20 protein-coding genes are annotated in these 20,210 nt (G+C 69.2%); 12 read left to right on the forward strand and 8 right to left on the reverse strand.

The features are described from left to right. The first annotated feature begins 43 nt into the window (after window positions 1-43). From hppD to ACS5PK_RS03225, 4 genes are all read left to right on the forward strand, one after another. Entirely contained in the window at window positions 44-1,087 is a 1,044-nt protein-coding gene (gene hppD / locus ACS5PK_RS03210; RefSeq protein ID WP_439438837.1) for a 4-hydroxyphenylpyruvate dioxygenase, read from the forward strand. Window positions 1,088-1,207: 120 nt separating this feature from the next. Beyond that, window positions 1,208-1,609, forward strand: coding sequence for a response regulator transcription factor (locus ACS5PK_RS03215; RefSeq protein ID WP_439438838.1), 402 nt, complete (start codon window positions 1,208-1,210; stop codon window positions 1,607-1,609). Window positions 1,610-1,801: 192 nt separating this feature from the next. Further along, the gene (locus tag ACS5PK_RS03220; protein ID WP_439438839.1) at window positions 1,802-2,200 is read left to right on the forward strand and encodes a response regulator transcription factor; all 399 of its coding nucleotides are present in this window, start codon (window positions 1,802-1,804) and stop codon (window positions 2,198-2,200) included. A 15-nt stretch (window positions 2,201-2,215) separates the two neighbouring features. Next, entirely contained in the window at window positions 2,216-2,605 is a 390-nt protein-coding gene (locus ACS5PK_RS03225) for a methylglyoxal synthase (protein ID WP_439438840.1), read from the forward strand. Window positions 2,606-2,644: 39 nt separating this feature from the next. Here the strand turns inward: ACS5PK_RS03225 and ACS5PK_RS03230 are convergent, their stop codons facing one another. Further along, on the reverse strand, window positions 2,645-3,310 hold the full coding sequence (locus ACS5PK_RS03230; RefSeq protein WP_439438841.1) for a dienelactone hydrolase family protein: 666 nt from the start codon (window positions 3,308-3,310) through the stop codon (window positions 2,645-2,647). A 173-nt stretch (window positions 3,311-3,483) separates the two neighbouring features. Between ACS5PK_RS03230 and ACS5PK_RS03235 the strand changes: the two genes are divergently transcribed. Both ACS5PK_RS03235 and ACS5PK_RS03240 read left to right on the forward strand, forming a co-directional pair. Then, on the forward strand, window positions 3,484-4,458 hold the full coding sequence (locus ACS5PK_RS03235; protein ID WP_439438842.1) for a DUF2157 domain-containing protein: 975 nt from the start codon (window positions 3,484-3,486) through the stop codon (window positions 4,456-4,458). Then, the gene (locus tag ACS5PK_RS03240) at window positions 4,455-6,068 is read left to right on the forward strand and encodes a GDYXXLXY domain-containing protein (RefSeq protein WP_439438843.1); all 1,614 of its coding nucleotides are present in this window, start codon (window positions 4,455-4,457) and stop codon (window positions 6,066-6,068) included. The genes ACS5PK_RS03235 and ACS5PK_RS03240 overlap by 4 nt, the downstream gene beginning before the upstream one ends. 10 nt (window positions 6,069-6,078) lie before the next feature. On the opposite strand, the gene ACS5PK_RS03245 is transcribed toward ACS5PK_RS03240, so the two are convergent. Then, window positions 6,079-6,348, reverse strand: coding sequence for a hypothetical protein (locus tag ACS5PK_RS03245; RefSeq protein WP_439438844.1), 270 nt, complete (start codon window positions 6,346-6,348; stop codon window positions 6,079-6,081). A gap of 77 nt (window positions 6,349-6,425) precedes the next feature. Between ACS5PK_RS03245 and ACS5PK_RS03250 the strand changes: the two genes are divergently transcribed. After that, window positions 6,426-6,704 (forward strand): DUF427 domain-containing protein, encoded by a 279-nt coding sequence (locus ACS5PK_RS03250; protein ID WP_439438845.1) that lies wholly within the window; start codon window positions 6,426-6,428, stop codon window positions 6,702-6,704. An 18-nt stretch (window positions 6,705-6,722) separates the two neighbouring features. Here ACS5PK_RS03250 and ACS5PK_RS03255 read toward each other — a convergent pair whose 3' ends face one another. The 4 genes from ACS5PK_RS03255 to mltA form a co-directional block, all read right to left on the reverse strand. Next, complete coding sequence (locus ACS5PK_RS03255) at window positions 6,723-8,471, reverse strand: GGDEF/EAL domain-containing response regulator (RefSeq protein ID WP_439438846.1); 1,749 nt, start codon at window positions 8,469-8,471, stop codon at window positions 6,723-6,725. 14 nt (window positions 8,472-8,485) lie between these two features. Further along, window positions 8,486-8,956, reverse strand: coding sequence for a response regulator (locus ACS5PK_RS03260; RefSeq protein WP_439438847.1), 471 nt, complete (start codon window positions 8,954-8,956; stop codon window positions 8,486-8,488). Further along, the gene (locus tag ACS5PK_RS03265; protein ID WP_439438848.1) at window positions 8,946-10,394 is read right to left on the reverse strand and encodes a sensor histidine kinase; all 1,449 of its coding nucleotides are present in this window, start codon (window positions 10,392-10,394) and stop codon (window positions 8,946-8,948) included. Before ACS5PK_RS03265 ends, ACS5PK_RS03260 begins: the two co-directional genes overlap by 11 nt. Window positions 10,395-10,663: 269 nt before the next feature. Further along, complete coding sequence (gene mltA, locus ACS5PK_RS03270; protein WP_439438849.1) at window positions 10,664-11,851, reverse strand: murein transglycosylase A; 1,188 nt, start codon at window positions 11,849-11,851, stop codon at window positions 10,664-10,666. Here mltA and ACS5PK_RS03275 point away from each other — a divergent pair. Continuing rightward, window positions 11,850-11,981, forward strand: a complete 132-nt coding sequence (locus tag ACS5PK_RS03275; protein ID WP_439438850.1) for a hypothetical protein — start codon at window positions 11,850-11,852, stop codon at window positions 11,979-11,981. The genes mltA and ACS5PK_RS03275 overlap by 2 nt on opposite strands. Window positions 11,982-12,143: 162 nt before the next feature. On the opposite strand, the gene ACS5PK_RS03280 is transcribed toward ACS5PK_RS03275, so the two are convergent. Together ACS5PK_RS03280 and apaG are read right to left on the reverse strand one after the other, a co-directional pair. Further along, entirely contained in the window at window positions 12,144-14,183 is a 2,040-nt protein-coding gene (locus tag ACS5PK_RS03280; protein WP_439438851.1) for a site-specific recombinase, read from the reverse strand. Beyond that, on the reverse strand, window positions 14,183-14,557 hold the full coding sequence (apaG, locus tag ACS5PK_RS03285; RefSeq protein WP_439438852.1) for a Co2+/Mg2+ efflux protein ApaG: 375 nt from the start codon (window positions 14,555-14,557) through the stop codon (window positions 14,183-14,185). The genes ACS5PK_RS03280 and apaG overlap by 1 nt, the downstream gene beginning before the upstream one ends. A 136-nt stretch (window positions 14,558-14,693) precedes the next feature. Between apaG and ACS5PK_RS03290 the strand changes: the two genes are divergently transcribed. The 4 genes from ACS5PK_RS03290 (at window position 14,694) to ACS5PK_RS03305 (ending at window position 20,194) form a co-directional block, all read left to right on the forward strand. Further along, window positions 14,694-15,305 (forward strand): DNA-3-methyladenine glycosylase I, encoded by a 612-nt coding sequence (locus tag ACS5PK_RS03290; RefSeq protein ID WP_439438853.1) that lies wholly within the window; start codon window positions 14,694-14,696, stop codon window positions 15,303-15,305. 99 nt (window positions 15,306-15,404) lie between these two features. Beyond that, complete coding sequence (gene rpe / locus ACS5PK_RS03295) at window positions 15,405-16,082, forward strand: ribulose-phosphate 3-epimerase (RefSeq protein ID WP_439438854.1); 678 nt, start codon at window positions 15,405-15,407, stop codon at window positions 16,080-16,082. A 44-nt stretch (window positions 16,083-16,126) separates the two neighbouring features. Beyond that, on the forward strand, window positions 16,127-16,522 hold the full coding sequence (locus ACS5PK_RS03300; protein WP_439438855.1) for a DUF2845 domain-containing protein: 396 nt from the start codon (window positions 16,127-16,129) through the stop codon (window positions 16,520-16,522). 279 nt (window positions 16,523-16,801) lie between these two features. Then, entirely contained in the window at window positions 16,802-20,194 is a 3,393-nt protein-coding gene (locus ACS5PK_RS03305; RefSeq protein ID WP_439438856.1) for an nSTAND1 domain-containing NTPase, read from the forward strand. Window positions 20,195-20,210 lie beyond the last annotated feature (16 nt).

A 20,210-nucleotide genomic window follows, 5' to 3' on the forward strand; every position in this document is an offset into this window, starting at 1 on the left:
GTCAATCCATTCCCCCGCCTATCCGACGAAATCAGGAGACCCCATGAGCCAGATCAACCCCTGCGGCCTGCGCGGCATTGAATTCACCGAGTTCTGCGGCCCGGACCTGCAGCACCTGGAGTCCCTGTTCTGGGCTTTCGGCTTCTCCAAGCTGCGCCGCCACGCGACCAAGGACATCGCCTACTTCCGCCAGAACGACATCCACTTCCTGCTCAACGGCGAGCGCGAGGGCCATTCGGCCCAGTTCGCCCGCCGGCACGGCCCGGCCATCAGCGCCATGGGCTGGCGCGTGGACGATGCGCAGGCTGCGCTGCAGGCGGCCGTGGCCCGCGGCGCCGTGGAAGTGCCGGCCGAGATGAAGGACCATCCCTATCCGGCCGTGTGGGGCATTGGCGAGAGCCTGATCTACTTCATCGACGCCCAGTCCTGGGGCACGGCCTTGGTGTCCCTCTACGAGCGCGATTTCGTGGCCCTGGAGCAGCCCATGGTCCAGCCCGACAAGGGCTTCCTGGTGGTGGACCACCTGACCAACAACGTGCCTCCCGGCGAGCAGGACAAGTGGGCGGATTTCTACCGCAACATCTTCGGCTTCACCCAGGTTCGCTACTTCGACATCCAGGGCGTCAAGACCGGCCTGACCAGCTTTGCGCTGCGCTCGCCGGACGGCTCCTTCTGCATCCCCATCAACCAGCCCAAGGATGACAAGGACCAGATTGCCGAGTACCTGCGCGAGTACAAGGGCCCCGGCGTGCAGCACCTGGCCTTCCTGACCCAGGACATCCTGGCCTCGCTGGACGCGCTCAAGGGCAGCCCCATCGAGACCCTGGAGATCGACGCCGACTACTACCGCGAGGTCTTCGAGCGCGTGCCCGGCGTGCGTGAGGACCATGCTCGCCTGGAGCAGCACCAGGTGCTGGTCGACGGTGACGAGCAGGGCTACCTGCTGCAGATCTTCACCAAGAACATCATCGGCCCGATCTTCATCGAGATCATCCAGCGCGCGAACAACCTGGGCTTCGGGGAAGGCAATTTTGGCGCGCTGTTCCGCTCGCTGGAAAAGGACCAGGAGCGTCGCGGCCTGATCTGAGGTTCGCACAAGGGCGGCCTGTGGCGCCCATAGTTCACGGCAGGGCTGCCGGCGTGCCAGGCGTGTAAGCCGGCGCGCCGGCCGGCGGCGCTAGCCTTGGCGCCAGCCGGAGCCCTGACCATGAAGAAGAAGTTGCTGGTCGTCGAAGACCAGTCCGAGATCCGCCAGCTGCTGCGCATGACTCTAGAGGACGAGGACATCGAGATCCTCGAGTGCGCGGACGCCGCCACGGGCGAGATCCTGGCTCGCGAATGCCGGCCGGATGCCATCGTGCTCGACGTCATGATGCCCGGCCCCTTCGACGGCCTGGAGCTGTGCCGCCGGCTGAAGGCGGATCCGACGGTGTCCGGCATCAGGGTGCTGATGGTGAGCGCCAGGGGCCATCGCAACGATGTGCTGATCGGCCGCCAGGCCGGTGCGGATGAGTACCTGATCAAGCCCTTCAGCCCGCAGCGCCTGGCCCAGCAGCTGCATCTGTGGTTTGACGAGCCGCCGCCGCTGCAGCCTGACATCGCCGTCTGATCCCGCCCGGCAAGACCTGACACCCGGCATCCGGGCAAATACCGAGCCTCTCAGGCGTGACTTATGTCGCGCCTCGGTTCCATCAGGAGGCGGAATCAGGCCGGTGTCAGGACTAACCCCTTGGTCAACGGCCGCCAGCTTTGCGACGCTTCGCCCCGTTTCGTTTCAGCCATCCAGCTTGAAAGGTGCGTGATGCGCAAGCAGCTGTTGCTCATTGAATCCCGGACGGACATTCGCAGCCTCTTGCGGGCCAGCCTCGAGTCCGAGGACGTGGACATCCTGGAATGCGCAGACGCCGCCACCGGCGAGATCCTGGCGCGCAGCTGCCGCCCTGACGCCGTGGTGCTGGACCGCTTCATGCCCGGCCCCATCGACGGCATGGAGCTGTGCCGCCGCATCAAGGCCGACCCCAGCCTCTGGCGCACCAAGGTGCTGATGCTGGGCGGCAACCAGTTCGAGGACATCGTCATCGACCTGGCCGATGGCGCTGACGAGTACCTTCCCGCGTGCTGCGCCCCGGAGCATGTCCAGCAGCAGCTTTCCGCCTGGCTGGAAGACGTGCCCGAGACCATTCTCGATATCTCGCTGTAACGCCGACGCCCTATCATGGGCCGCATGAAGCTGGCCCTGATCGCACACGACGGCAAGAAGCAGGACATGGTCGCCCTGGCCCGGGAGTTCCTGGACTTCCTGGGCCGCTGCACCCTGATGGCCACCGGCACCACTGGCGGGCGGCTGCAGCGCGAATGCGGCCTGCAGGTCGAGTGCCTGCTCTCCGGGCCCATGGGCGGCGACCTGCAGATCGGCGCGCGCCTGGCGGTGGGGGAGGTCCATGCCGTGGTCTTTCTGCGCGATCCCATGACCCCGCAGCCGCATGAGCCGGACATCAACGCCCTGGTCCGCGCCTGTGACGTGCATGACGTGCCTTGCGCTACCAATGTGGCCAGCGCCCGGCTGATGCTGCAGGCCTTGCAGGCTGGGCAGGCGCCGCGCTGATGCCGCGTTGGTGTCGCGCTGGTGCAGGGCTGGTGCTGCTCAGCCCAGCGTGCGCCTGAGGAAGTCCACGCTGCGCTGCCAGGCCAGTGCAGCTGCCTCGGCATCGAAGACCTCCGGCCGGGCGCTGTTGAAGAAGGCGTGGTCCGCCTCGTAGTGGTAGCACTCGGGCTGCTGGCCGGCCCCGCGCATGGCCTGTTCCAGCTGTGTCGCTGCCGCGGGCGTGCACCAGTCGTCGCGCGTGGCGAAATGGCCCTGGAAGGGCTTGCGGATGCGGGCCGGGTCGGCAAAGCCGGCGGGCGGGATGCCGTAGAAGCACACGGCTGCATCCAGCTCGGGCACATGCACGGCGGCGGCCACGGTCAGCGCGCCGCCCATGCAGAAGCCCAGGGCCCCGACCTTGCGGCCGGCCGCTGCCAGGTGCAGCACGGCGCCGCGCAGGTCCTGGTGCGTGGCATCGGGGAAGTCCAGGCTGTTCATCAGGTGGCTGGCTTCGTCGGCGCTGCTGGCCAGGCGGCCGCGGTAGAGGTCCGGGGCCAGGGTCTCGAAGCCAGCGGCGGCGAAGCGGTCGGCCACCGCCCGGATGTGCTCGTTGAGCCCCCACCATTCCTGGATCAGCACCAGGCCCGGCGCACCCGGCGCGGCCGAGGCGAGGTAGGCGGTGCTGTGCTGGCCGTCCGGCCGCTTGAATTCGATCATCTGTCCCATGGAGTCTCCTGCCTTGTTGTGGGGCTGTCCCTGGCTATCATCGCACCGGCCTCGCCCATGTCGCGGGGCTGTCAGAGGCGGGCACTGCACCCGTCCGTCGTCGGGATTGCCTGGCCATGGGGCAAGGCAGCACACGGCCCTGCCGGGATGCGGGGCGGCCAGGGAGGGCCTGCATGAGCCTGCATGAGCAGCTGTATCGATGGACGGCCGACCAGGGCCTGGACGAGGCCCGTGCGCGGCGCCTGTGGGCCTTGAGCGGCCTGGACCAGGCCCCGGCCGATGTGATGGCGCGCCTGCGCCTGGGCGCTGCCGGCCTGGCCGCTGGCCTGCTGGGCCTGGGCGTGATGATGTGGGTGGCCGCGAACTGGGGCGAACTGCCCCGCGGCGCGCGTTTCGGGCTGCTGCAGGGCCTGCTGGCCACCACGCTGCTCGGGGCCTGGACGCGACCGGCCTGGCGCGGAGCCGCCGGACTGCTGTCGCTGCTGAGCCTGGGCGGCCTGCTGGCCCTATTCGGCCAGACCTATCCCACGGGTGCCGATACCTGGCAGCTCTTTGCCCTGTGGGCCGCCTTGGCCCTGCCCCTGTGCTGGGGCGCGCGCAGCGAGCTGATCTGGACGCCCTGGGTGCTGGTGGTGGTCACCGGCATCAGCCTGTGGGCGCATGCGCATGCCGGCTTCCAGTGGGCCGTCTCGTCCGGCGCCCTGGCGGTGCACGCCTGCAGCTTCCTGGCGCTGGCCCTGCTGTGCGTGGGCATGGCGCTGAAGCCGCCGACGCCCGGCGTGCAGCCCTGGGCCTGGCGCCTGGCCGTGTTGCTGGGCGTGGTCGCGCTGTCGGCCACCGCCGTGGGAGGGCTGTTGTTCGTCGAGCACGTGCTGCCGCAGTTCCCTCTGGGCCTGCTGGTGCTGGCCGGCGGGCTGGCGGCGGCCTGGCGCTGGCGTGAGGTCTATGCCCTCAGCGCGCTGGCGCTGGCCCTGGACACCCTGCTGCTGGCGGGGCTGGGCCGGCTGATGCTCAAGGGGCAGCAGGGCGACCCCATCGGCGCCATGCTTCTGCTGGGCCTTGTGGCCGCCGGCCTGCTGACGGCCAGCGTGCAGCTGATCCTGCGGCGAGTGAGGACGCAGGGTGGCACAGCGGAGGTCGCGCCATGATCACCCCCTCCCGAACGGACTGGATGGCACAGGCCCGGCAGCAGGGCCTGCTGCCACCCGAGGCCAGGCGGCCGGAAGCAGAGCAGCCCTGGCCCGTGAAGCTGCTGACGGCCCTGGGCGCCTGGCTGGCTGTCATCCCCTTCCTGATCTTTCTGGCCCTGCTGTTCGGCCGGGCCTGGGACCGCGGGCCGACGGCCTATCTGATCGGCCTTGTGCTGCTGGCCGGCGGCGTGGGCCTGCTGCGCGCCGGGCGCAGCGGGCGCTTCCTGGAGCAGCTGGCCCTGCCCCTGCTGCTGCTGGGCCTGGGCAGCCTGGGCTACGCCCTGGCACGCGACCTGCCGTACCGCGCCGCCCTTGGCATGGGGCTGCTGGCCTGCGGTGGCCTGGTGCTGGCCCTGCCGCGGCATTGGCTGCGCCTGATCGTGGGCATGGCGGGCGCCTGGCTGAGCCTGGCCCTGGTGCCGGGGCATCGCTGGTTCAACGAGGGCCTGGGCCTGGCGTGGTGGTCGGTCTACCTGGCCCTGGGTGCCTGGGCCCTGGCGCAGGCCTGGGTGCATGCGCAGGGGCTGCAGGCCAAGGGGGCAGGTCTTGCGGCCCTGCTGGAGCCCGTGCTGCGGGGCTGGGCCCTGGGCCTGCTGCCGGTGCTGGCCTGGCTGTCCGGCCCCACGTTCATGATGGGCGGCGCCTTGGGGGCAGGTCTTGCCCGGGAGCTGCATGCGACGTTTGGTGCGCAGCTGTGGGGCTCGGGCCGCCTCGGGCCTGCCGCGCTGTCCGTGCTTGCCGCGGGGCTGGGCATGCTGGCGCTGGCCCGGGCCTGGCCGGCCCTGCAGCGGCCACGGCTGCTGGTGCCGGGGGCGATTCTGCTCGGGCTGGCCTTTGTGCTGCCGGCGCTGGGGGCCTGCCTGCTCATCCTCGGTCTGGCCATGGTCCGCGGCCGTGGGGTGCTGGCGCTCAGCGCTGCCGGTGTGGCCCTGTGGGTGCTGGGCAGCTTCTACTACCGGCTGGACCTCCCGTTGAGCGACAAGGCCCTGGTCCTCGCTGCCGCGGGCGCCGTGCTGGGCGCCTGGCTGTGGCTGACGGCTGCGCGCCGCCCGCCCGCGGCCTTCACGGCGCCGGCGGGCGCCGCCCGCTGGGCTTTCCCCCTGTGCGGCGTCATGAGCCTGGGCCTGGTCAACGGCCTGATCTGGCAGAAAGAGCAGCTCATCGCGCAGGGGCGGCCTCTCTTCGTGAAGCTGGTGCCCATGGACCCGCGCTCGCTGATCCAGGGCGACTACATGCGCATCAACTACGCCCTGCCGCCCCTGCCCATGGTGGCCGAGATCGCTGCCCCCTGGCAGCCGCGGCCCCGCCTGGAAGTCCAGGTCGATGCGCGCGGTGTGCTCACCGATGCCCGCCTCCTGGGACCACAGGCGGCGCCGGCCCCGGGCACGCAGTTGCTGGAGCTGAGCCCGGTCAACGGCCGCTGGACCCTGGTCAGCGATGCCTGGTACTTCCAGGAGGGCCAGGAGCCGCTGTTCCGTGCCGCGGCCTATGGCGAATTCCGAGCGCTGCCGGACGGCCGTGCCCTGCTGGTGGGCCTGGCGGACAAGAACCTGCGCCGACTGCCCTGAGTCGGCTCGCTCAGAGCCCCTCGGGCTCGCCGCCGTCCAGCATCAGGTCGATCAGGCGGTGCAGGAAGTCCAGGGCATCCTCCGCGGTGGCGAAGTAGTACTCGCCGCCGAGGTCGGCTGCATCGCCGTCCGGGCCGATGTGGGCCAGGCCCCAGCCCTCGGCGCCGCCTCCGATGGCCAGCACGGCGAAGGTGCCGGGCGGCAGCTCGCGGGCACTGCCGCTGGTGATGCGGATGTCCTTGCCGCGGTAGGTCTGGAAGCGCTTGAGGGGCTGGTACATGAGCTGGATTGTCGGCGCTGCGCCGGCACGCCGGTGCGGCCTATAGTCGCGGCATCTTCAATCCGGGAGCCCTGGCCATGAAAGCCATCTGGAACGGCGTGACCCTCGCCGAAAGCAACGACACCGTGCTGGTGGACGGCAACCACTACTTCCCTGAGTCCTCGCTGAACAAGGCCTACACCAGCTTCAGCAATCACCGCAGCAGCAGCGAGAAGGGCCAGGCTCAGTACCTGAGCCTGCTGGTCAATGGCGAGTTCAATGCGGATGCCGTCTGGTTCTACGCTGAGCCCAACGAAGCCTTTGCGGCCATCAAGGGCCGTGTGGCGTTCTGGAAGGGCGTGCAGATCAGCGAGTGAGCCCGGGCCGGGCGCTGCTCAGTGGCGCTGCTGCCAGCGGTCCAGCCACGCCGCCAGATCGTCAAAGGGCATGGGTCGGCTGATGCCGTAGCCCTGGCCGCAGTGGCAGCCCAGTTCGAGCAGGCGCTGCCAGCATGCCGTCGTCTCCACGCCCTCGGCCACCAGCCGGATGTCCAGCGAGCGGCAGAACACCACCAGGCTGGTGACCAGGGACAGATCGAACTGGTTCTGGCCCAGTGTGATGATGTAGGACTTGTCGATCTTGATCTCCTTGATGGCGAACTCGCGCAGGTAGCCGAAGGAGGTGAAGCCGGCCCCGAAGTCATCGATGGACAATCCGATGCCCTCGGCTGCCAGCGCATCGATAACCCGCTTGGCCTGCACGGGGTTGGCGATCAGCGCGGTCTCGGTCAGTTCCAGCGTCAGCTGCCCGGGGTGCACCGCATGCTGCCGCATCAGGGCCAGCAACTGCCCGACGAAATCGGGGTACTCCAGGATGCGTGCCGAGATGTTGACGGCCACCCGGGCCTCGTCCGGGCTGGCGGGCAGGTGGGCCAACTGGCTCAGCACCCGCTTGAAGGTCTCCAGCGTGAAGCGGGGCAGCAGCGGCGAGGGCTCGACCGCAGCGATGAAGACGTCCGGCGGCACCTTGCCGTACTTGCGGTGCTCCCAGCGCGCCAGCACCTCGAAGCCCAGGATGCGACCGTCGCGCAGGTCGATCTTGGGCTGCCAGTGCCAGTCCAGCTCGCCGCGGTCCAGGGCCAGTTCCAGGTCGCCCAGCAGCATCTGGCGGTCCATCAGGTTGCTGCTCCTGGGCTCCACGTCGTCGTAGATGATGGCCTTCTCGATGCCCTTCTTGGCGCGATACATGGCGTTGTCTGCGCGGCTGAGCAGGGTGTTGGGTTCCTGGCCGTGCTGCGGGCACAGGGCGATGCCCACCGAGGCGCCGACGCGCAGCACGTGGCTCCCCAGGGCGAAGGGCTGCTCCAGCTGCCCGACCACCTTTTGCCCCATGGCCTGCGCCACCTCCAGCGAATGCACCCCGTGCAGGATGATGGCGAACTCATCCCCGCCCAGGCGGGCCACCGTGTCGGCCTCGCGCACGCTGTCCTCGAGGCGCCGGGCGACTTCCACCAGCAAGCGGTCCCCGATGGCATGGCCGCGCATGTCATTGACCTCCTTGAAGCGGTCCAGGTCCAGCATCAACACCGCGAAGGGGTCGGCCTTGCGGCGGTGGATCATGCAGAACTGCTCCAGGCGGTCAAAGAACACATGGCGGTTGGGCAGGTCGGTCAGCGCGTCGTGCAGGCTCTTGTGCAGCAGGTCCTGCTCGGCCTGGCGCAACCGCGCCTGCACCTGTATCCACTTGAGGCCTTCGTCGATGGCACTGCTGACCTTGTCGGTGGAGAGGTCCATCTTCGAGAGGTACTCGCGGATGCCCAGCTTGATGGCGTCAGCCGCCGTCTTCTCGCTGCCGCCTCCCGTGACCGCGACGACCACGCAGTCGGCGCCCACGCTTTCCCAGATGTCGGGCAGCAGCTCGCGGCCGTCGCCATCGTCCAGCTTGAAGTCCAGGAAGATGAAGGAGAAGCGGACCTTGCGTTCGCGCAGTTCGGCCAGTGCTCCAGACTTGGACGAGGCCTCGGCGATGTGGATGGGCCTCTTGTAGCGCTTCAGCATGCGGGCCAGGCGCTCGCGGTCCACGTCGTCATCGTCGACCAGCAGGGCGTAGATCTCACCGGGCTCTGCAAGGCTTATCGCGTCCATGCGGGGACTCCAGCTCAGGGCAGGCAGACCGAGGCCGAGTACTTGTCGAGAAAGCTGGCCAGCAGCGAGAACTGGGGGCCCACGGCCGACTTGACCATGAAGCCGGCCACGTTCTCGTTGTAGGCGCGCGCGCGGTCGGTGTCGCGTGCCGAGGTCGTCAGCACGAAGACCACGGTCTGCTTCAGTACCGGGTCCTTGCGCAGGGCCTCCAGGAACTGGAAGCCGTCCATGCGTGGCATGTTGAGGTCCAGCAGCACGAGGAAGGGTCCACCCAGGCGCTTGGAGGGGTGCTCGTTGCGCAGGATCTCCAGTGCCACCAGGCCGTCCTCGGCGGTCACGGTGTTGCAGTGAACGCCCAGCTTCCTGAAGCTGCGCAGCACGCCTTCGGTCGCCACGTCGTCGTCGTCCACGAGCAGGACGCTGAACGGGGCCATGGTGCCGGCTTGCGGCGTCGGGGAGGGGCTGTCGGCGGGACTACTCATCATCGACCTCCTTCATGGCGATGCGTGGCCAGTGGACGCGGAAGCAGGCGCCGCCCAGCAGGCCCTGCCGGCTGACGACGATGGCGCCCCCATGGGCATTGATCATGCGGCGGGTCACCGCCAACCCGACTCCATGCCCTGCCGTCGTGGTGTTGGCCCGGTGGAAGAGCTTGAAGATCCGTTCGTCGGCGCCCGCGGGAATGCCCTGGCCGTCGTCCTCGATGGTGAAGACGTTGAAGCGGCCTTCCTCGCGCATCTGGATGCGGATCAGGCCCTGGGTGCCGCCATGGTGCTTGACTGCATTGCCCACGAGATTGCGCAGACTGAGGCTCAGGGGGACGCGGGGCGTGGCGAAGGGCTGGCCCTCGACATCGACCTCCACCCGGAACTCCGGGGGGATGTGCACCAGGGACAGCACCTCGTCGATCAGCGGCCGTGGGGTCACGATCTCCAGGCGCTGGTCGCGCTGGCCGGCGCGGGCGTACTCCAGCAGGTCGTCGATCATGCGCTCCGCACGTTCGATGCGCGTGCTGGCGCGCTCGAAGTTCTGCACGACGCTGGGCGTCATCGCCGATTCCGGGAGGTCCTCGCGGATCCAGCTGAGCAGGTCTCCGATGCCGCGCAGCGGCGAACGCAGGTCATGCGATGCCACGTAGGTGAACTCCTCCAGCTGCGCGTTGGTCTGCTGCAGCGCGGCCTCGGCCTTCTTTCGCAGAGAGATGTCGCTCACCATGGCCAGAGCATGGCGGCCCTCGTGCATGTCCAGCATGGCCAGCGCGATCTCCACCGGAAACTCCTGACCCGACTTGTGCAGGGCCGTGAGGTCGCGCCCGGCGCCCATCCATCGGCGTGTGGGCTGGCGGGCATAGTCATCGCGGTGCTGGACGTGGCCCTGCCGGTAGCGTTGCGGCAGCAGGACCTCCAGCGGCTGGTCCAGCAGCTCGCCGGCGGCATAGCCGAACTGCGCGTCCAGAGCGGGATTGCTGAGCTTGATCAGCCCCTGCTCGTCAACGATGAGCAGCCCCTGCGGCATGGCCGCGAAGATCTGCTCGAACTGCCGCTGCATCTGGCGGCGCAGGGACCGGTCGGAAAGATAGGCTGCTGCGCACAGCTGACCGTCTAGATGCATGGGTGCCAGGGCGATGTCGACGGGCACGGCATGGCCCTGGCTGTGCAGTGCGAAAAGCTCACCGCCAGCACCCATGCGGCGCTGGCGAGGGTCGGCGAAGAAGGCGGCCATCCAGGCCTCGTGGTGAGGGCGGGCATCCTCGGGGAGCAACTGTTCCAGCGTCTTGCCGGTCAGCGCCTCGGCGTCATAGCCCAGCATGCGCGTCAGCGCAAGGTTGGCATAGAGGATGCGCGAGGGGCTGCGACTCACCACCAGCACGCCCATCGGCGCGTGCTCGAGGACGGCGCGCAACTCGCCAATGGATGGCGACAAGCTCTGCTCTACGGCCATGACCAACGCTCCCTGGAATCGGGTTGCATAGACCCGCTCTAATGGCCGCACCTTAGCGGCATTCAGGCAGCCCGACAAGCGTCCTGAGGGGCGAAACGCCTCGAAACGCCGATGTCCAGTGCGTTTGCGGACGCGCTACCTGAGCGGGTGCGCGTCCTGATCCGAAGCTGATGCCGGCTATTTGCCTGCAGGATGGCCTGCATTCGGCACTGATGCGGGGCGATTCGCCCGACGGTCTCAGCAGGCCCGGTTCAGCTGCGCGGCCAAAGCACCCACACCTTCAGGGCTTGCTTCATGCGCCCGGCCTGGGCCTCAGCCTCGGGCCCCCAGCCCCAGAAGAAGTCGGCACGTACCGCCCCTACGATGGCGCTGCCGGTGTCCTGCGCCACGACCAGGCGGCGCAGCGGCGTGTTGCTGAGAGGCTCGGTGGCATCGAGCCAGACCGGCGTGCCGTAGGGAATGCTCGCCTTGTCCACGGCAATGGAGCGGCCCGGCGTCAGGGGCACGCCCTGGGCGCCCTTGGGACCCAGCTCGGGATCTGGCAGTGCCTCCTCGCGGAAGAACACATAGCGCGGGTTGGCCCACAGCAGCTCGGTCAGGCGCGCGGGATTGCGCCGTGCCCAGTCGCGGATCTGGGGCCAGGAGGCTTCGCCGGGGCGGAGTTCGCCTTTGTCGATCAAGTAGCGGCCGATGGATTGGTAGGGCTGGTCGTTGTGGCCGGCAAAGGCCAGGCGTAGCAGACGGGTCTGGCCATCGGGCTCGCGCATCTGGACCCGGCCGGATCCCTGGATGTGCAGCACCAGGGCCTCCAGGGCATCGTCCACATAGGCCAGCTCCAGGGGGCGGAGCCGGGACCTCACCGCGGCGTCTCCCTCGATCTGGGCGCGGGTGTAGAAGGGCTTGCGCTGGGCCAGGTCCGGCGGCACCCCATGAACGGGGACACGGAAGGCGCCCTGCGGCTTGCGTGCGGCCTGCAGCAGGGGCTCGAAATAGCCGGTCACGAGACCTTCGGTCTGGCCGTCCAGGCTCTCGACGCGCCAGGGCTGCAGGTGTTCGCGGAACCAGGCGCGCAGCTCAATCTCGTCACGCGGATTGGCGGCGAGCGCCAGGGCGCAGGTCTGGGCCCAGCCGGGCGCCGGCTTGCTGCAGGAACGCAGCAGGGCCGGCCATGCTGCGAGGGTGCTGTCCTCGCTCCAGCCGGGCAGCTCCGACCAACTGGCCAGCACCCAGCGCGAGCGTTCGCGCAGCAGCACGGGGGCGCTGTCGGGGGGCGTCTCGACCACCGGGGCCTGCGGCGGAGTGGGGGCGGGCGGTGGCAGCTGCGTGCTGCTGCAGGCGGCCAGCAGCCCTAGAATCGCCGCGCTCAGCCAGCCACGCCGTTCTCGGACTGGGGCTGCAGCGGACGGGTGGGCCTGGAAGGAAGAGGAAGCGAACAACATGGGCGTGATTGTGCTGGAGGCCTTGGCGGCCCTGGGCCTGCTGATCTTCATTGTCTGGTGGACGATGTTCTCCGGCCGCAAGCGCGGCGAGCGCGAACTTCCCCCCGAGCACGAGGACAGGAAGCCCTGACCCTGGAACGCCCTAGGCCGCAGCCCGAGGCCGTAGCCCGAGGCCGTAGCCCGGGGCGCTGGCACCGCGCTGGAGGATCGGGCTTTGTCGGGTGCTGCGAGCGCGCCCCTCGGGGCTGGCGAAGCCTGTAGGGGGAAATCCTGCCCTGCGGCCCTGCCGGCCCTAGGTGCGCGTTCCGCCTGTGGGGCCTGCGGAGCCTGCAGGAGGGGGGCTCAGAAAGCTCATGGGCGAGTTGCGCAGTCGCTGCCAGATGGCCCGCCGCACGCGGGCGCGGTCGGCCAACTGGATGCCGCGCGAGCGCAAGGCCACCCGGAAGGCCAGGGCGAAGCTCACCACCAGGTTCAGTACGCCAGTGCCCGCGATGCCCAGCACGCAAAGCCAGAAAGGGGCAGTGAGCGCCACGCCAGGCCCCAAGGCACCTACCGCCGCCGCCAACTGGCCGGTGGACAAGGTCACGTGGCGCACCTCGACGGGCAGGCCGACGAACTGCAGCAGCGCCGGCACCAGTCCCAGCATCAACCCCAGGCTGATATTGGCACTCATGCCGGAGATGTTGCTGCGCCACCAGGCGGCCCAGGCCTGTGCCCGCGTGGGGCCGAGCCGGGCCACGATGCGCGGGTTCCAGGCAATGGCGCTGTCCAGGCGATGGAACACGAACCAGTTCTCCGCCCAGCCCGCAATCAGGCTGGAGACGAAGAGAAGCACGCCGGTGAAGGCGGCGAACAGCCAGGACGGGCCCAGTGCATCGAGCGAATGCAGCACGTAATGGGCGTCCTTCTCGCCCACCAGGGGTGCACCGGCCAGCAGCACGCAGGCGCCCTGAACCAGCAGCACCAGGGGCGCGACGAGCGCCAGATTGCCCAGGATGCCCGCCACCTGCGATCGCACCAGATGCGCGACCTCGTCAACGAAGCCGTCCAGGCCTTCATCCGTGGCGATCTGGCTCAGCTTGTGAGCCATGGCCGGCGCCGTCATGGCCGGCTGCTTGGTGGCCACGGTCCAGTGCAGCAGGTGGATGATCACGAAGCTCAGCGCATAGTTGGCCCCGGCCCAGAAACCGGCCCAGAAGGCGCTGAGTCCCAGTGCCATCACCGCGAACTTGGCGAAGGTGGTGCCGGCAATGATGGCACCGCCGCCGGCCGCGCGGCGCAGCATGTCGCGGTACTCCGTGCGGTCGCGGGTGATGTAGTGCTCGCCCGTCTCGGCGCTGCGCTCGGCGACCTTGCGGGCCAGCAGCGAGTAGTGGCGGGCGAAGAGCGTGCGCAGGCTGCGGCGCTCATGCGTCACGCGGATGAGGTCGGCAGTGAGCTGCAGCAGGCGTGGCCCCGGCTCGGGCGCGACCAGGCAGTCCAGCAGGTCCTCGATGCGACGCAGGCGCTCGGTGAGCTGCTCGACGTCGAAGATGATGTCCACCGAGACGCCATAGGTCTCCAGGTGCTCGGGCACGGACTGCACTGCGCTGCGACACTGGTCCAGCAAGGCACGCAGGACCTGCAGGGCCTGGCGCAGGGCGGTCTCGTCGCTGCCGTCCAATGCGTTGACGAACTGTTCGCTGGCTCGGGCCAACTGCTCGAAAGGGTGGCCGGCCAGCGTGTCGGTGCCCATGCGCAGTCGCAAGGGGCCGGACAGGCCTGCGGCACGCACGGAGCTGACCAGCACGGTCAGCGCGTCGCGCATGGGTGTGCGCCAGCTGCCATCCTCATCCAAGGGGAACATCAGCGCCTGCAGTCGGGCCAGCAGGGCGGCGTCGATCTGGCGCAGCCAAGCTTCGTCAGCGCCGTCGGGAAAGAGCTGGGCAAAGAGCTCGCCCAGTTCGGTCGTGTCCACCGTGCCCGGCAGCAGGCGCAGTCGCAAGCGGTGGAAGACCTCGCCCCACAGGGCCATGCGCGGGGCGAAGCCGACGTCGGCAAAGAGGCCGATGGCGTTGAGCTCGCTCCAGCAGCGCGCGATCAGGCTGCGCACCGCCGCCTGGTGCTCCGGATGCCGCTCCAGCACATTGAGCAGATGCTTCAGGCGAAGAAGCGGCAGGGGGGTGGCGTCGGCGGCGCGGGCGTCCTCGCCTGCGGTGGGCGCGTGGCGCAGCCATTCCAGCAGGCGGGCCAGCCACAGATTGCGGGCGGGCAGCGAGGCCTTGGGGTCGGCGGCGTTGAGCAGGGCGGTGAGATCCCAGGCCGCCGCGCTTCGGAAGAGGCGGCCAGCCATCAATGCAGCTGGCTGGCTTCGGCCAGCAAGAACTCAGGAACCTCGGTGTAGAAGACCTCGGCGTCTTCGCTCACACAGAGATAGCGGCCACGCATGGTGCCTTGGGGCGTGGCGATCTGGGCCCAGGAACTGTAGCGAAAGCTCTCGCCCGGCTGCAGCAGTGGCTGGTGGCCCACCACGGCCAGGCCGCGTACCTCCTGCACCGCGCCGGTGGCGTCGGTGATGGTCCACTCCCGCGCGATCAGCTGAGCCGGCGAGTCACCGGCGTTGGTGATCGTGATGGTGTAGCTGTAGGCGTGCAGGCCGCGCTCGGGGTCGGTCTGCTCGGGGAGCGCGGCGACTTGCACGCTGCAATTGAATTCGAGATGAGCCATGCAGGCCATTCTATGGACAGGCCGTAAAGCCCCCGCATTTCGTGCGATGTGCGTCACCCGCACGGGCGAAAGGCCGATACCGGGCACGATGCAGCTTAAGCTCCTGGGCTTGCTCGACACCCTGGGAGAGACCGCCATGAACACCCGAACCTTTGTCGCCGAGGACGGCCTCGCCCGCTGCGCCTGGTGCGAGGCGCCGGGCTTTGAAGCCTACCGTCACTACCATGACACGGAATGGGGCTTTCCCGTCAGCGACGAGCAGCGGCTGTTCGAGAAGCTGTGCCTGGAGGGCTTCCAGTCCGGGCTCAGCTGGCGCACCATCCTGGCCAAGCGCGAGGCTTTTCGCGCGGCCTTCGCAAGTTTTGATCCTGTCAAGGTGGCCGCCTTCGACGACGCCGATGTGCAGCGTCTGCTGGCGGATGCCGGCATCGTGCGCCATCGCGGCAAGATCGAGGCGGCCATCCACAACGCCCGACTGGTGCCTGCGCTGCGGGAGGAGTTCGGCTCGCTCGCGGCCTTCTTCTGGGGTTTCGAGGAAACCGCTGCCACCGAGGTGCCGGTGCGCGGCGAGTCCGAGACCTCGCGCCGCCTGTCCAAGACCTTGCGCCAGCGCGGCTTCAAGTTCGTGGGCCCCACCACCTGCTATGCCTTCATGCAGGCCATGGGCCTGATCAACGACCACGCGCCTGGCTGCGGCTGGCGGCCGCGAGTGGACGCCGCGCGGCAGGCTTTCACGCCGCCGCGCTGAGGCAGGCCTGTCGGGGCAGGGCGCTTTCGTAAAATCACTGATTCTTGTCCCCGGTGCCGTCCGGACCGGGGCCCGATTCCTTCCCGAGCACTGCCCGCCATGAGCCACCGCATCGCCCCCAGCATCCTCTCCGCCGACTTCGCCCGCCTGGGTGAGGAGGTCCGCAACGTGCTGGCGGCCGGCGCCGACTGGATCCATTTCGACGTGATGGACAACCATTACGTGCCCAACCTGACCTTCGGGCCCATGGTCTGCGAGGCTCTGAAGAAGCATGCCGTCAAGCCCGACGGCACGCCCGCGCCCATTGACGTGCACCTCATGGTCCAGCCCGTGGATGCCCTGGCCCAGGCCTTCTGCAAGGCCGGCGCCGACCTGGTCAGCTTCCATCCTGAGGCCTCGGCGCATGTGGACCGCACCTTGCAGCTGATCAAGGGCGAGGGCAAGCAGGCCGGCTTGGTCTTCAATCCGGGCACACCGCTGGACGTGCTGGAATGGGTCATCGACAAGGTCGACCTGGTGCTGATCATGAGCGTGAACCCCGGCTTCGGCGGCCAGAGCTTCATTCCCAGCGCGCTGAAGAAGCTGGAGCAGGCCCGCAAGATCATCGAGGCCAGCGGTCGCGACATCCGCCTGGAGATCGACGGCGGGGTCAAGGTCGACAACATCCGCCAGATCGCCGATGCCGGCGCCGACACCTTCGTGGCCGGCTCCGCCATCTTCGGCAAGCCGGACTACAAGGCCGTCATCGACGCCATGCGAGCCGAACTGGCCCGCTGAGCATCGGCGGTCAGCCGCCGCGTCGCCTGACGCGTTGAGGTGGGATGACGACATCCCGCCGACCCCTTCTGCCAGCATCCCGCCGCCTGGCCGCGCTGCTTGCTTTGCTGGGCGCCTTTCATGGACCTGCCGAGGCCTTCCGTTGCAATGGCTGGGTGATAGACCCCGGCCTGCGCAAGGCCGCGGTGCTGGGCAAGTGCGGCGCCCCGTTCACCCTGGACCAGCGCACCGAGTACCGGCTGGAGCGCGTGCGTGAGTCCGTCTGGACCCGGCCCGTCGCCGGCGGGCCGCCAGTGCAGAGCGCGGTGGAGATCGAGCGGCAGGTGCCGGTGGTGATCGAGGAATGGGTCTACAACTTCGGACCGCAGCAGTTCATGCAGGCGCTGCGCTTCGAGAACGGGACGCTCGTCGAGGTGCGGGACCTGGGCTACGGCCATTGAACGGCGGGGCATCGTCACGCGGCCACCAGCCCGCCCGGGCCGGGGTCCACCCCAAGGCTGCCTGATGCGCAGCTGATGCCGCCGCGCTCGCCTCGTGCCGCTAGCATGGGCCGCGTTTCGGGTGGCTTGCCCCCCCCTGGGTTTTTCGTCCCTGCCGTGCGCCTGCTGACTTCTATACTCCCCGCCATGCCATGGGGCCGCAGGCACCCATGCAAAGACCCATCGCCGCAAGACCTGACCCTCTCGGGGCGGCTGCGCGGTGCCACCAGGTGCAGGGACATGACAGTCACGGGGACCGTTGCCGCCGTCAAGAGCGGCAATGTGGCGCAGGCCAGGCCGCCTGCTGAACGCTTTGAGTTGGGGGAGTGGCGCGTTGATCCGGCCACCAACCGCCTGTCGCATCCGGACGGCGAGCAGTCGCTGGAACCTCGTGCCATGGCTGTGCTGCTGGCCCTGTGCGAGGCCCCGGGCGAGGTGGTCAGCGCCGAGGCACTGCTGGAGCGCTGCTGGGCTGACGCCCTGGCCGAGGGGGGGCTGGGCGACAACCCCGTCCACAAGAGCATCAATCAACTGCGGCGCGCGCTGGGTGACAGCGCCACCGACCCCCGCTACATCGAGACCATCCGCAAGCGCGGCTACCGCGTCATTGCGCCGGTGCGCGGAGGCCAAGGCCAGGCCCGCAGCGGCGCTTGGCAGGGGGGCTCGCCCTTCCGTGGCCTGCAGGCCTTCGACACCCGTCATGCCGAGGTCTTCTTCGGCCGCGAGCAGGCCACGCAGGAGTTGCTGCAATGCGCGAGCCAGCAACTGCAGCGTCAGCACGGCCTGGTGCTGGTGCTGGGGCCCAGCGGCTCCGGCAAGACCTCGCTGGTGAGCGCTGGCCTGCTCCCCGCCCTGTACCGCGAGCCGGTGGCCGGCCGCTGGCACCTGCTTAGCCACAGCCAGCTGGACCTGGCGGACCTGACGGGCCCTGCACCCGAGGAGTCCCGGGAGGACCAACGCACGCCAGCCTTTGCCCTGGCGCTGGCGGCTGCCCTGCTGGACTGGGAGACGCCCGAGGGCGAGCCCCTGCTGGCCGGCTTCAATGCGCATGACCTGGCCCGAGCCCTGACGGAGACACCCCAGGCCGTGCTGGCCGAGCTGCGTGCGGCCCTGCAGCGGCCAGCCGGTGCCGGCCAGTTCTATGCGCTGCTCTTCATCGACCGTCTCGAAGCCCTGTTCCGTCCGCCCCTGGGCGATGAGGCGCAGCGCGAGCCGGCCCAGCGCCTGCTGCAGCTGCTGGCCGAGAGCGGCTACGTGCTGCTGGTCGCGGCCTGTCGCAACGACTACTACCCGCAACTGGCCCAGCATGCCTGGCTGATGCGGGACAAGACCCAGGGCGGCCATCTGGACCTCGCTCCGCCCAGTCGCGCCGAGATCGCCCAGATGGTGCGACTGCCGGCGCGCGCGGCCGGGCTGAGTTTCGGCGTCGACACCGCCACCCACCAGCGCCTGGATGACCTGCTGTGCGATGCCGCGGCGGCCAGCCCCGATGCACTGCCGCTGCTGCAATACACCCTGGAGCAGCTCTACCAGCAGCGCAGCCCGCATGGCGAGCTCAGCTTCGCCGCCTACCGGGCCCTGGGTGGCGCCAGCGGGGGCATGGGCGGCCTGGAAGGGGTGATCGCCGAGCAGGCCGAGCAGTTGATCCGCGGCCTCACCCTGGTGCAGCAGGAGGCACTGCCGCACGTGCTGTCCCTGCTGGTGCTGGTGGGCGAGGACGAGTCCAGCCCTGTGGGTGGTCGCCGCGCGCTGTGGAGCGAGCTGCGCAGCGCCGCCGAGCGCGAGCTGGTGCAAGCCCTGGTCGATGCGCGGCTGCTGGTCAGTGAGCGCAGCAGCGAGTCCGCGCAGGAGGCGCCGGGCTTCCGCGTCGCCCATGAGGCTCTGCTGCGCCGCTGGCCGCGCGTGACCGACTGGATCGCCCAACACCGCCAGGACCTGCAGACCCGGGCCCGGCTGCGCCAGCAGGTGCAGCGATGGGAGCAGGGCGGGCGGGCGGTGGAATTCCTTTGGCCCCGGGGCAGACAGTTGCAGGACGCCCTGGCGCTGCGCCGTCAGGGCCTGCTGGCCTTGGCCGAGGGCGAGCAGCGATTTCTCGACAGTTGCCAGCGCCGAGCCGCCTGGGCTGGTCGACTGAAGGGCGGTGCCGTGGCGGCCCTGGCCGGGCTGACCGTGCTGGCCGCGGGCATGGCCTGGCGCGCGCAGCAGGCTGAGGGGGTGGCGCAGCAGCGGCGTCAGCAGGCTGATGACCTGGTCACCTATATGCTGGGGGAGTTCGCCGACAAGCTCCGCCCCATCGGCCGTCTGGAGCTGCTGGACAGCGTGGGCGCCAAGACCCTGAGCCACCTCGCCGCCAAGGACGAGGCCACGCCCATGGAGCGCCTGCAGCGTGCCAAGGCGCTGACCGTGATCGGCGAGGTGCGGGTGTCCAAGCGCGAGCTGGACACTGCGCTGGAGCCGCTGCAGCAGGCCAATGCGCTGCTGGAAGGCGAGCCACCCAGTGCCGAGCTGCTGCCGGCCTGGCGCAAGGCGCAGGGCGCGGCGGCGTTCTGGCTGGGGCATGTGTACTACACGCAGCGCAAGTTCGAAGCTGCGCAGGGAGCGCTGAAGCGCTACCAGACGGTGAGCGAGGACTGGGTGCAAGCGGTGCCTGGGGACCTGGAGGCGCAAACCGAGCTGGCCTATGCCGAGAACAACCTCGGCACGCTGTTCCTGGACCAAGGCGCCCTGGCTTCCGCCGAGTCGGCGTTCCGGCGCGCGCTCGCGGCCATCGATCGAGTGCTTGCGCGTGGCGCTGGAGACGACAGCCTGCGCGGAGAGCAGGCCAATATGACCAGTTGGCTCGGCTCGACCTTGGTTCAGCGGGGGCGCCTCGTTCAGGCAGAAGCAGTGCTCATGCAGGCCCTGTTGCAGTCCCGGGCGCTGCATGCGGCGCATCCTGGCGATCAGGCGTGGCTGGAGTCGCAAGGGAATGCGGCCCATGCGGTGGGCGACGTGCTTTGGCGCAGCGCACAGGCCAGCCGGGCGGCGCCCTATTTCCAAGAAGCTGTCGTTGCCTTCCGGGAGCTCCTGGCTGTCGACCCCAGCAACCGCAGTTGGTCCGCCGGGGCCATTCGCGCGGAAGCTGGCCTTATGCGCACCGCTGCGCCGACTTTGGAGGCTGTCCAGCGCCTGCTGGCACGGTTGGAAGCGCTGGAGGCCGGGCGGACGCCGTCCATCCGCTGGCATCCTGTGCGGGCCGAACTGGTCCAGCTCGAAGCCCGCCTGCGCCTGCGGCAGGGCGACTCGCCGGACCTTGTCACTCGTCGCCTCCTGCAGACGCAGGCCCTTCTGAATGCAGGACTGAACGAATACCCGCGTGACCTACCCTTGCGTGAGGCTGCGCTGGATTTGGCGCTGTTTCGCGCGGAAGCCCTTTCTGCGGGTGAAAAGCAAGCGATCTGCCAGGCCGCATGGACCGATTTGAGTGCCCCCGCGTTGCAGCCCCTGCTGAGGGTCCATGCAGGTCTGACCCGTCTGGCCACCCGGGCGCTGAGTTGCCTGGACAGGCCTCAGGAGGCCCAGGCACTGACACGATGGCTTGAAACCGAGCACCGGCAGCGCAGCGAAGCCTCTGGCTCCGACCAAGTATCCTGATTCCATACACCGGCCA

Origin of the sequence: Roseateles sp. DB2 (genome assembly GCF_051857535.1) — a bacterium.
GTDB lineage: Bacteria > Pseudomonadota > Gammaproteobacteria > Burkholderiales > Burkholderiaceae_C > Roseateles_B.

What these genes read in the sequence shown, in the direction of transcription:
- hppD (WP_439438837.1), top strand. Translation starts at nt 44, where the DNA reads ATGAGCCAGATCAACCCCTGCGGCCTGCGCGGCATTGAATTCACCGAG.
- ACS5PK_RS03215 (WP_439438838.1), top strand. Translation starts at nt 1,208, where the DNA reads ATGAAGAAGAAGTTGCTGGTCGTCGAAGACCAGTCCGAGATCCGCCAG.
- ACS5PK_RS03220 (WP_439438839.1), top strand. Translation starts at nt 1,802, where the DNA reads ATGCGCAAGCAGCTGTTGCTCATTGAATCCCGGACGGACATTCGCAGC.
- ACS5PK_RS03225 (WP_439438840.1), top strand. Translation starts at nt 2,216, where the DNA reads ATGGGCCGCATGAAGCTGGCCCTGATCGCACACGACGGCAAGAAGCAG.
- ACS5PK_RS03230 (WP_439438841.1), bottom strand. Translation starts at nt 3,310, where the DNA reads ATGGGACAGATGATCGAATTCAAGCGGCCGGACGGCCAGCACAGCACC.
- ACS5PK_RS03235 (WP_439438842.1), top strand. Translation starts at nt 3,484, where the DNA reads ATGAGCCTGCATGAGCAGCTGTATCGATGGACGGCCGACCAGGGCCTG.
- ACS5PK_RS03240 (WP_439438843.1), top strand. Translation starts at nt 4,455, where the DNA reads ATGATCACCCCCTCCCGAACGGACTGGATGGCACAGGCCCGGCAGCAG.
- ACS5PK_RS03245 (WP_439438844.1), bottom strand. Translation starts at nt 6,348, where the DNA reads ATGTACCAGCCCCTCAAGCGCTTCCAGACCTACCGCGGCAAGGACATC.
- ACS5PK_RS03250 (WP_439438845.1), top strand. Translation starts at nt 6,426, where the DNA reads ATGAAAGCCATCTGGAACGGCGTGACCCTCGCCGAAAGCAACGACACC.
- ACS5PK_RS03255 (WP_439438846.1), bottom strand. Translation starts at nt 8,471, where the DNA reads ATGGACGCGATAAGCCTTGCAGAGCCCGGTGAGATCTACGCCCTGCTG.
- ACS5PK_RS03260 (WP_439438847.1), bottom strand. Translation starts at nt 8,956, where the DNA reads ATGATGAGTAGTCCCGCCGACAGCCCCTCCCCGACGCCGCAAGCCGGC.
- ACS5PK_RS03275 (WP_439438850.1), top strand. Translation starts at nt 11,850, where the DNA reads ATGGGCGTGATTGTGCTGGAGGCCTTGGCGGCCCTGGGCCTGCTGATC.
- mltA (WP_439438849.1), bottom strand. Translation starts at nt 11,851, where the DNA reads ATGTTGTTCGCTTCCTCTTCCTTCCAGGCCCACCCGTCCGCTGCAGCC.
- ACS5PK_RS03280 (WP_439438851.1), bottom strand. Translation starts at nt 14,183, where the DNA reads ATGGCTGGCCGCCTCTTCCGAAGCGCGGCGGCCTGGGATCTCACCGCC.
- apaG (WP_439438852.1), bottom strand. Translation starts at nt 14,557, where the DNA reads ATGGCTCATCTCGAATTCAATTGCAGCGTGCAAGTCGCCGCGCTCCCC.
- ACS5PK_RS03290 (WP_439438853.1), top strand. Translation starts at nt 14,694, where the DNA reads ATGAACACCCGAACCTTTGTCGCCGAGGACGGCCTCGCCCGCTGCGCC.
- rpe (WP_439438854.1), top strand. Translation starts at nt 15,405, where the DNA reads ATGAGCCACCGCATCGCCCCCAGCATCCTCTCCGCCGACTTCGCCCGC.
- ACS5PK_RS03300 (WP_439438855.1), top strand. Translation starts at nt 16,127, where the DNA reads ATGACGACATCCCGCCGACCCCTTCTGCCAGCATCCCGCCGCCTGGCC.
- ACS5PK_RS03305 (WP_439438856.1), top strand. Translation starts at nt 16,802, where the DNA reads ATGACAGTCACGGGGACCGTTGCCGCCGTCAAGAGCGGCAATGTGGCG.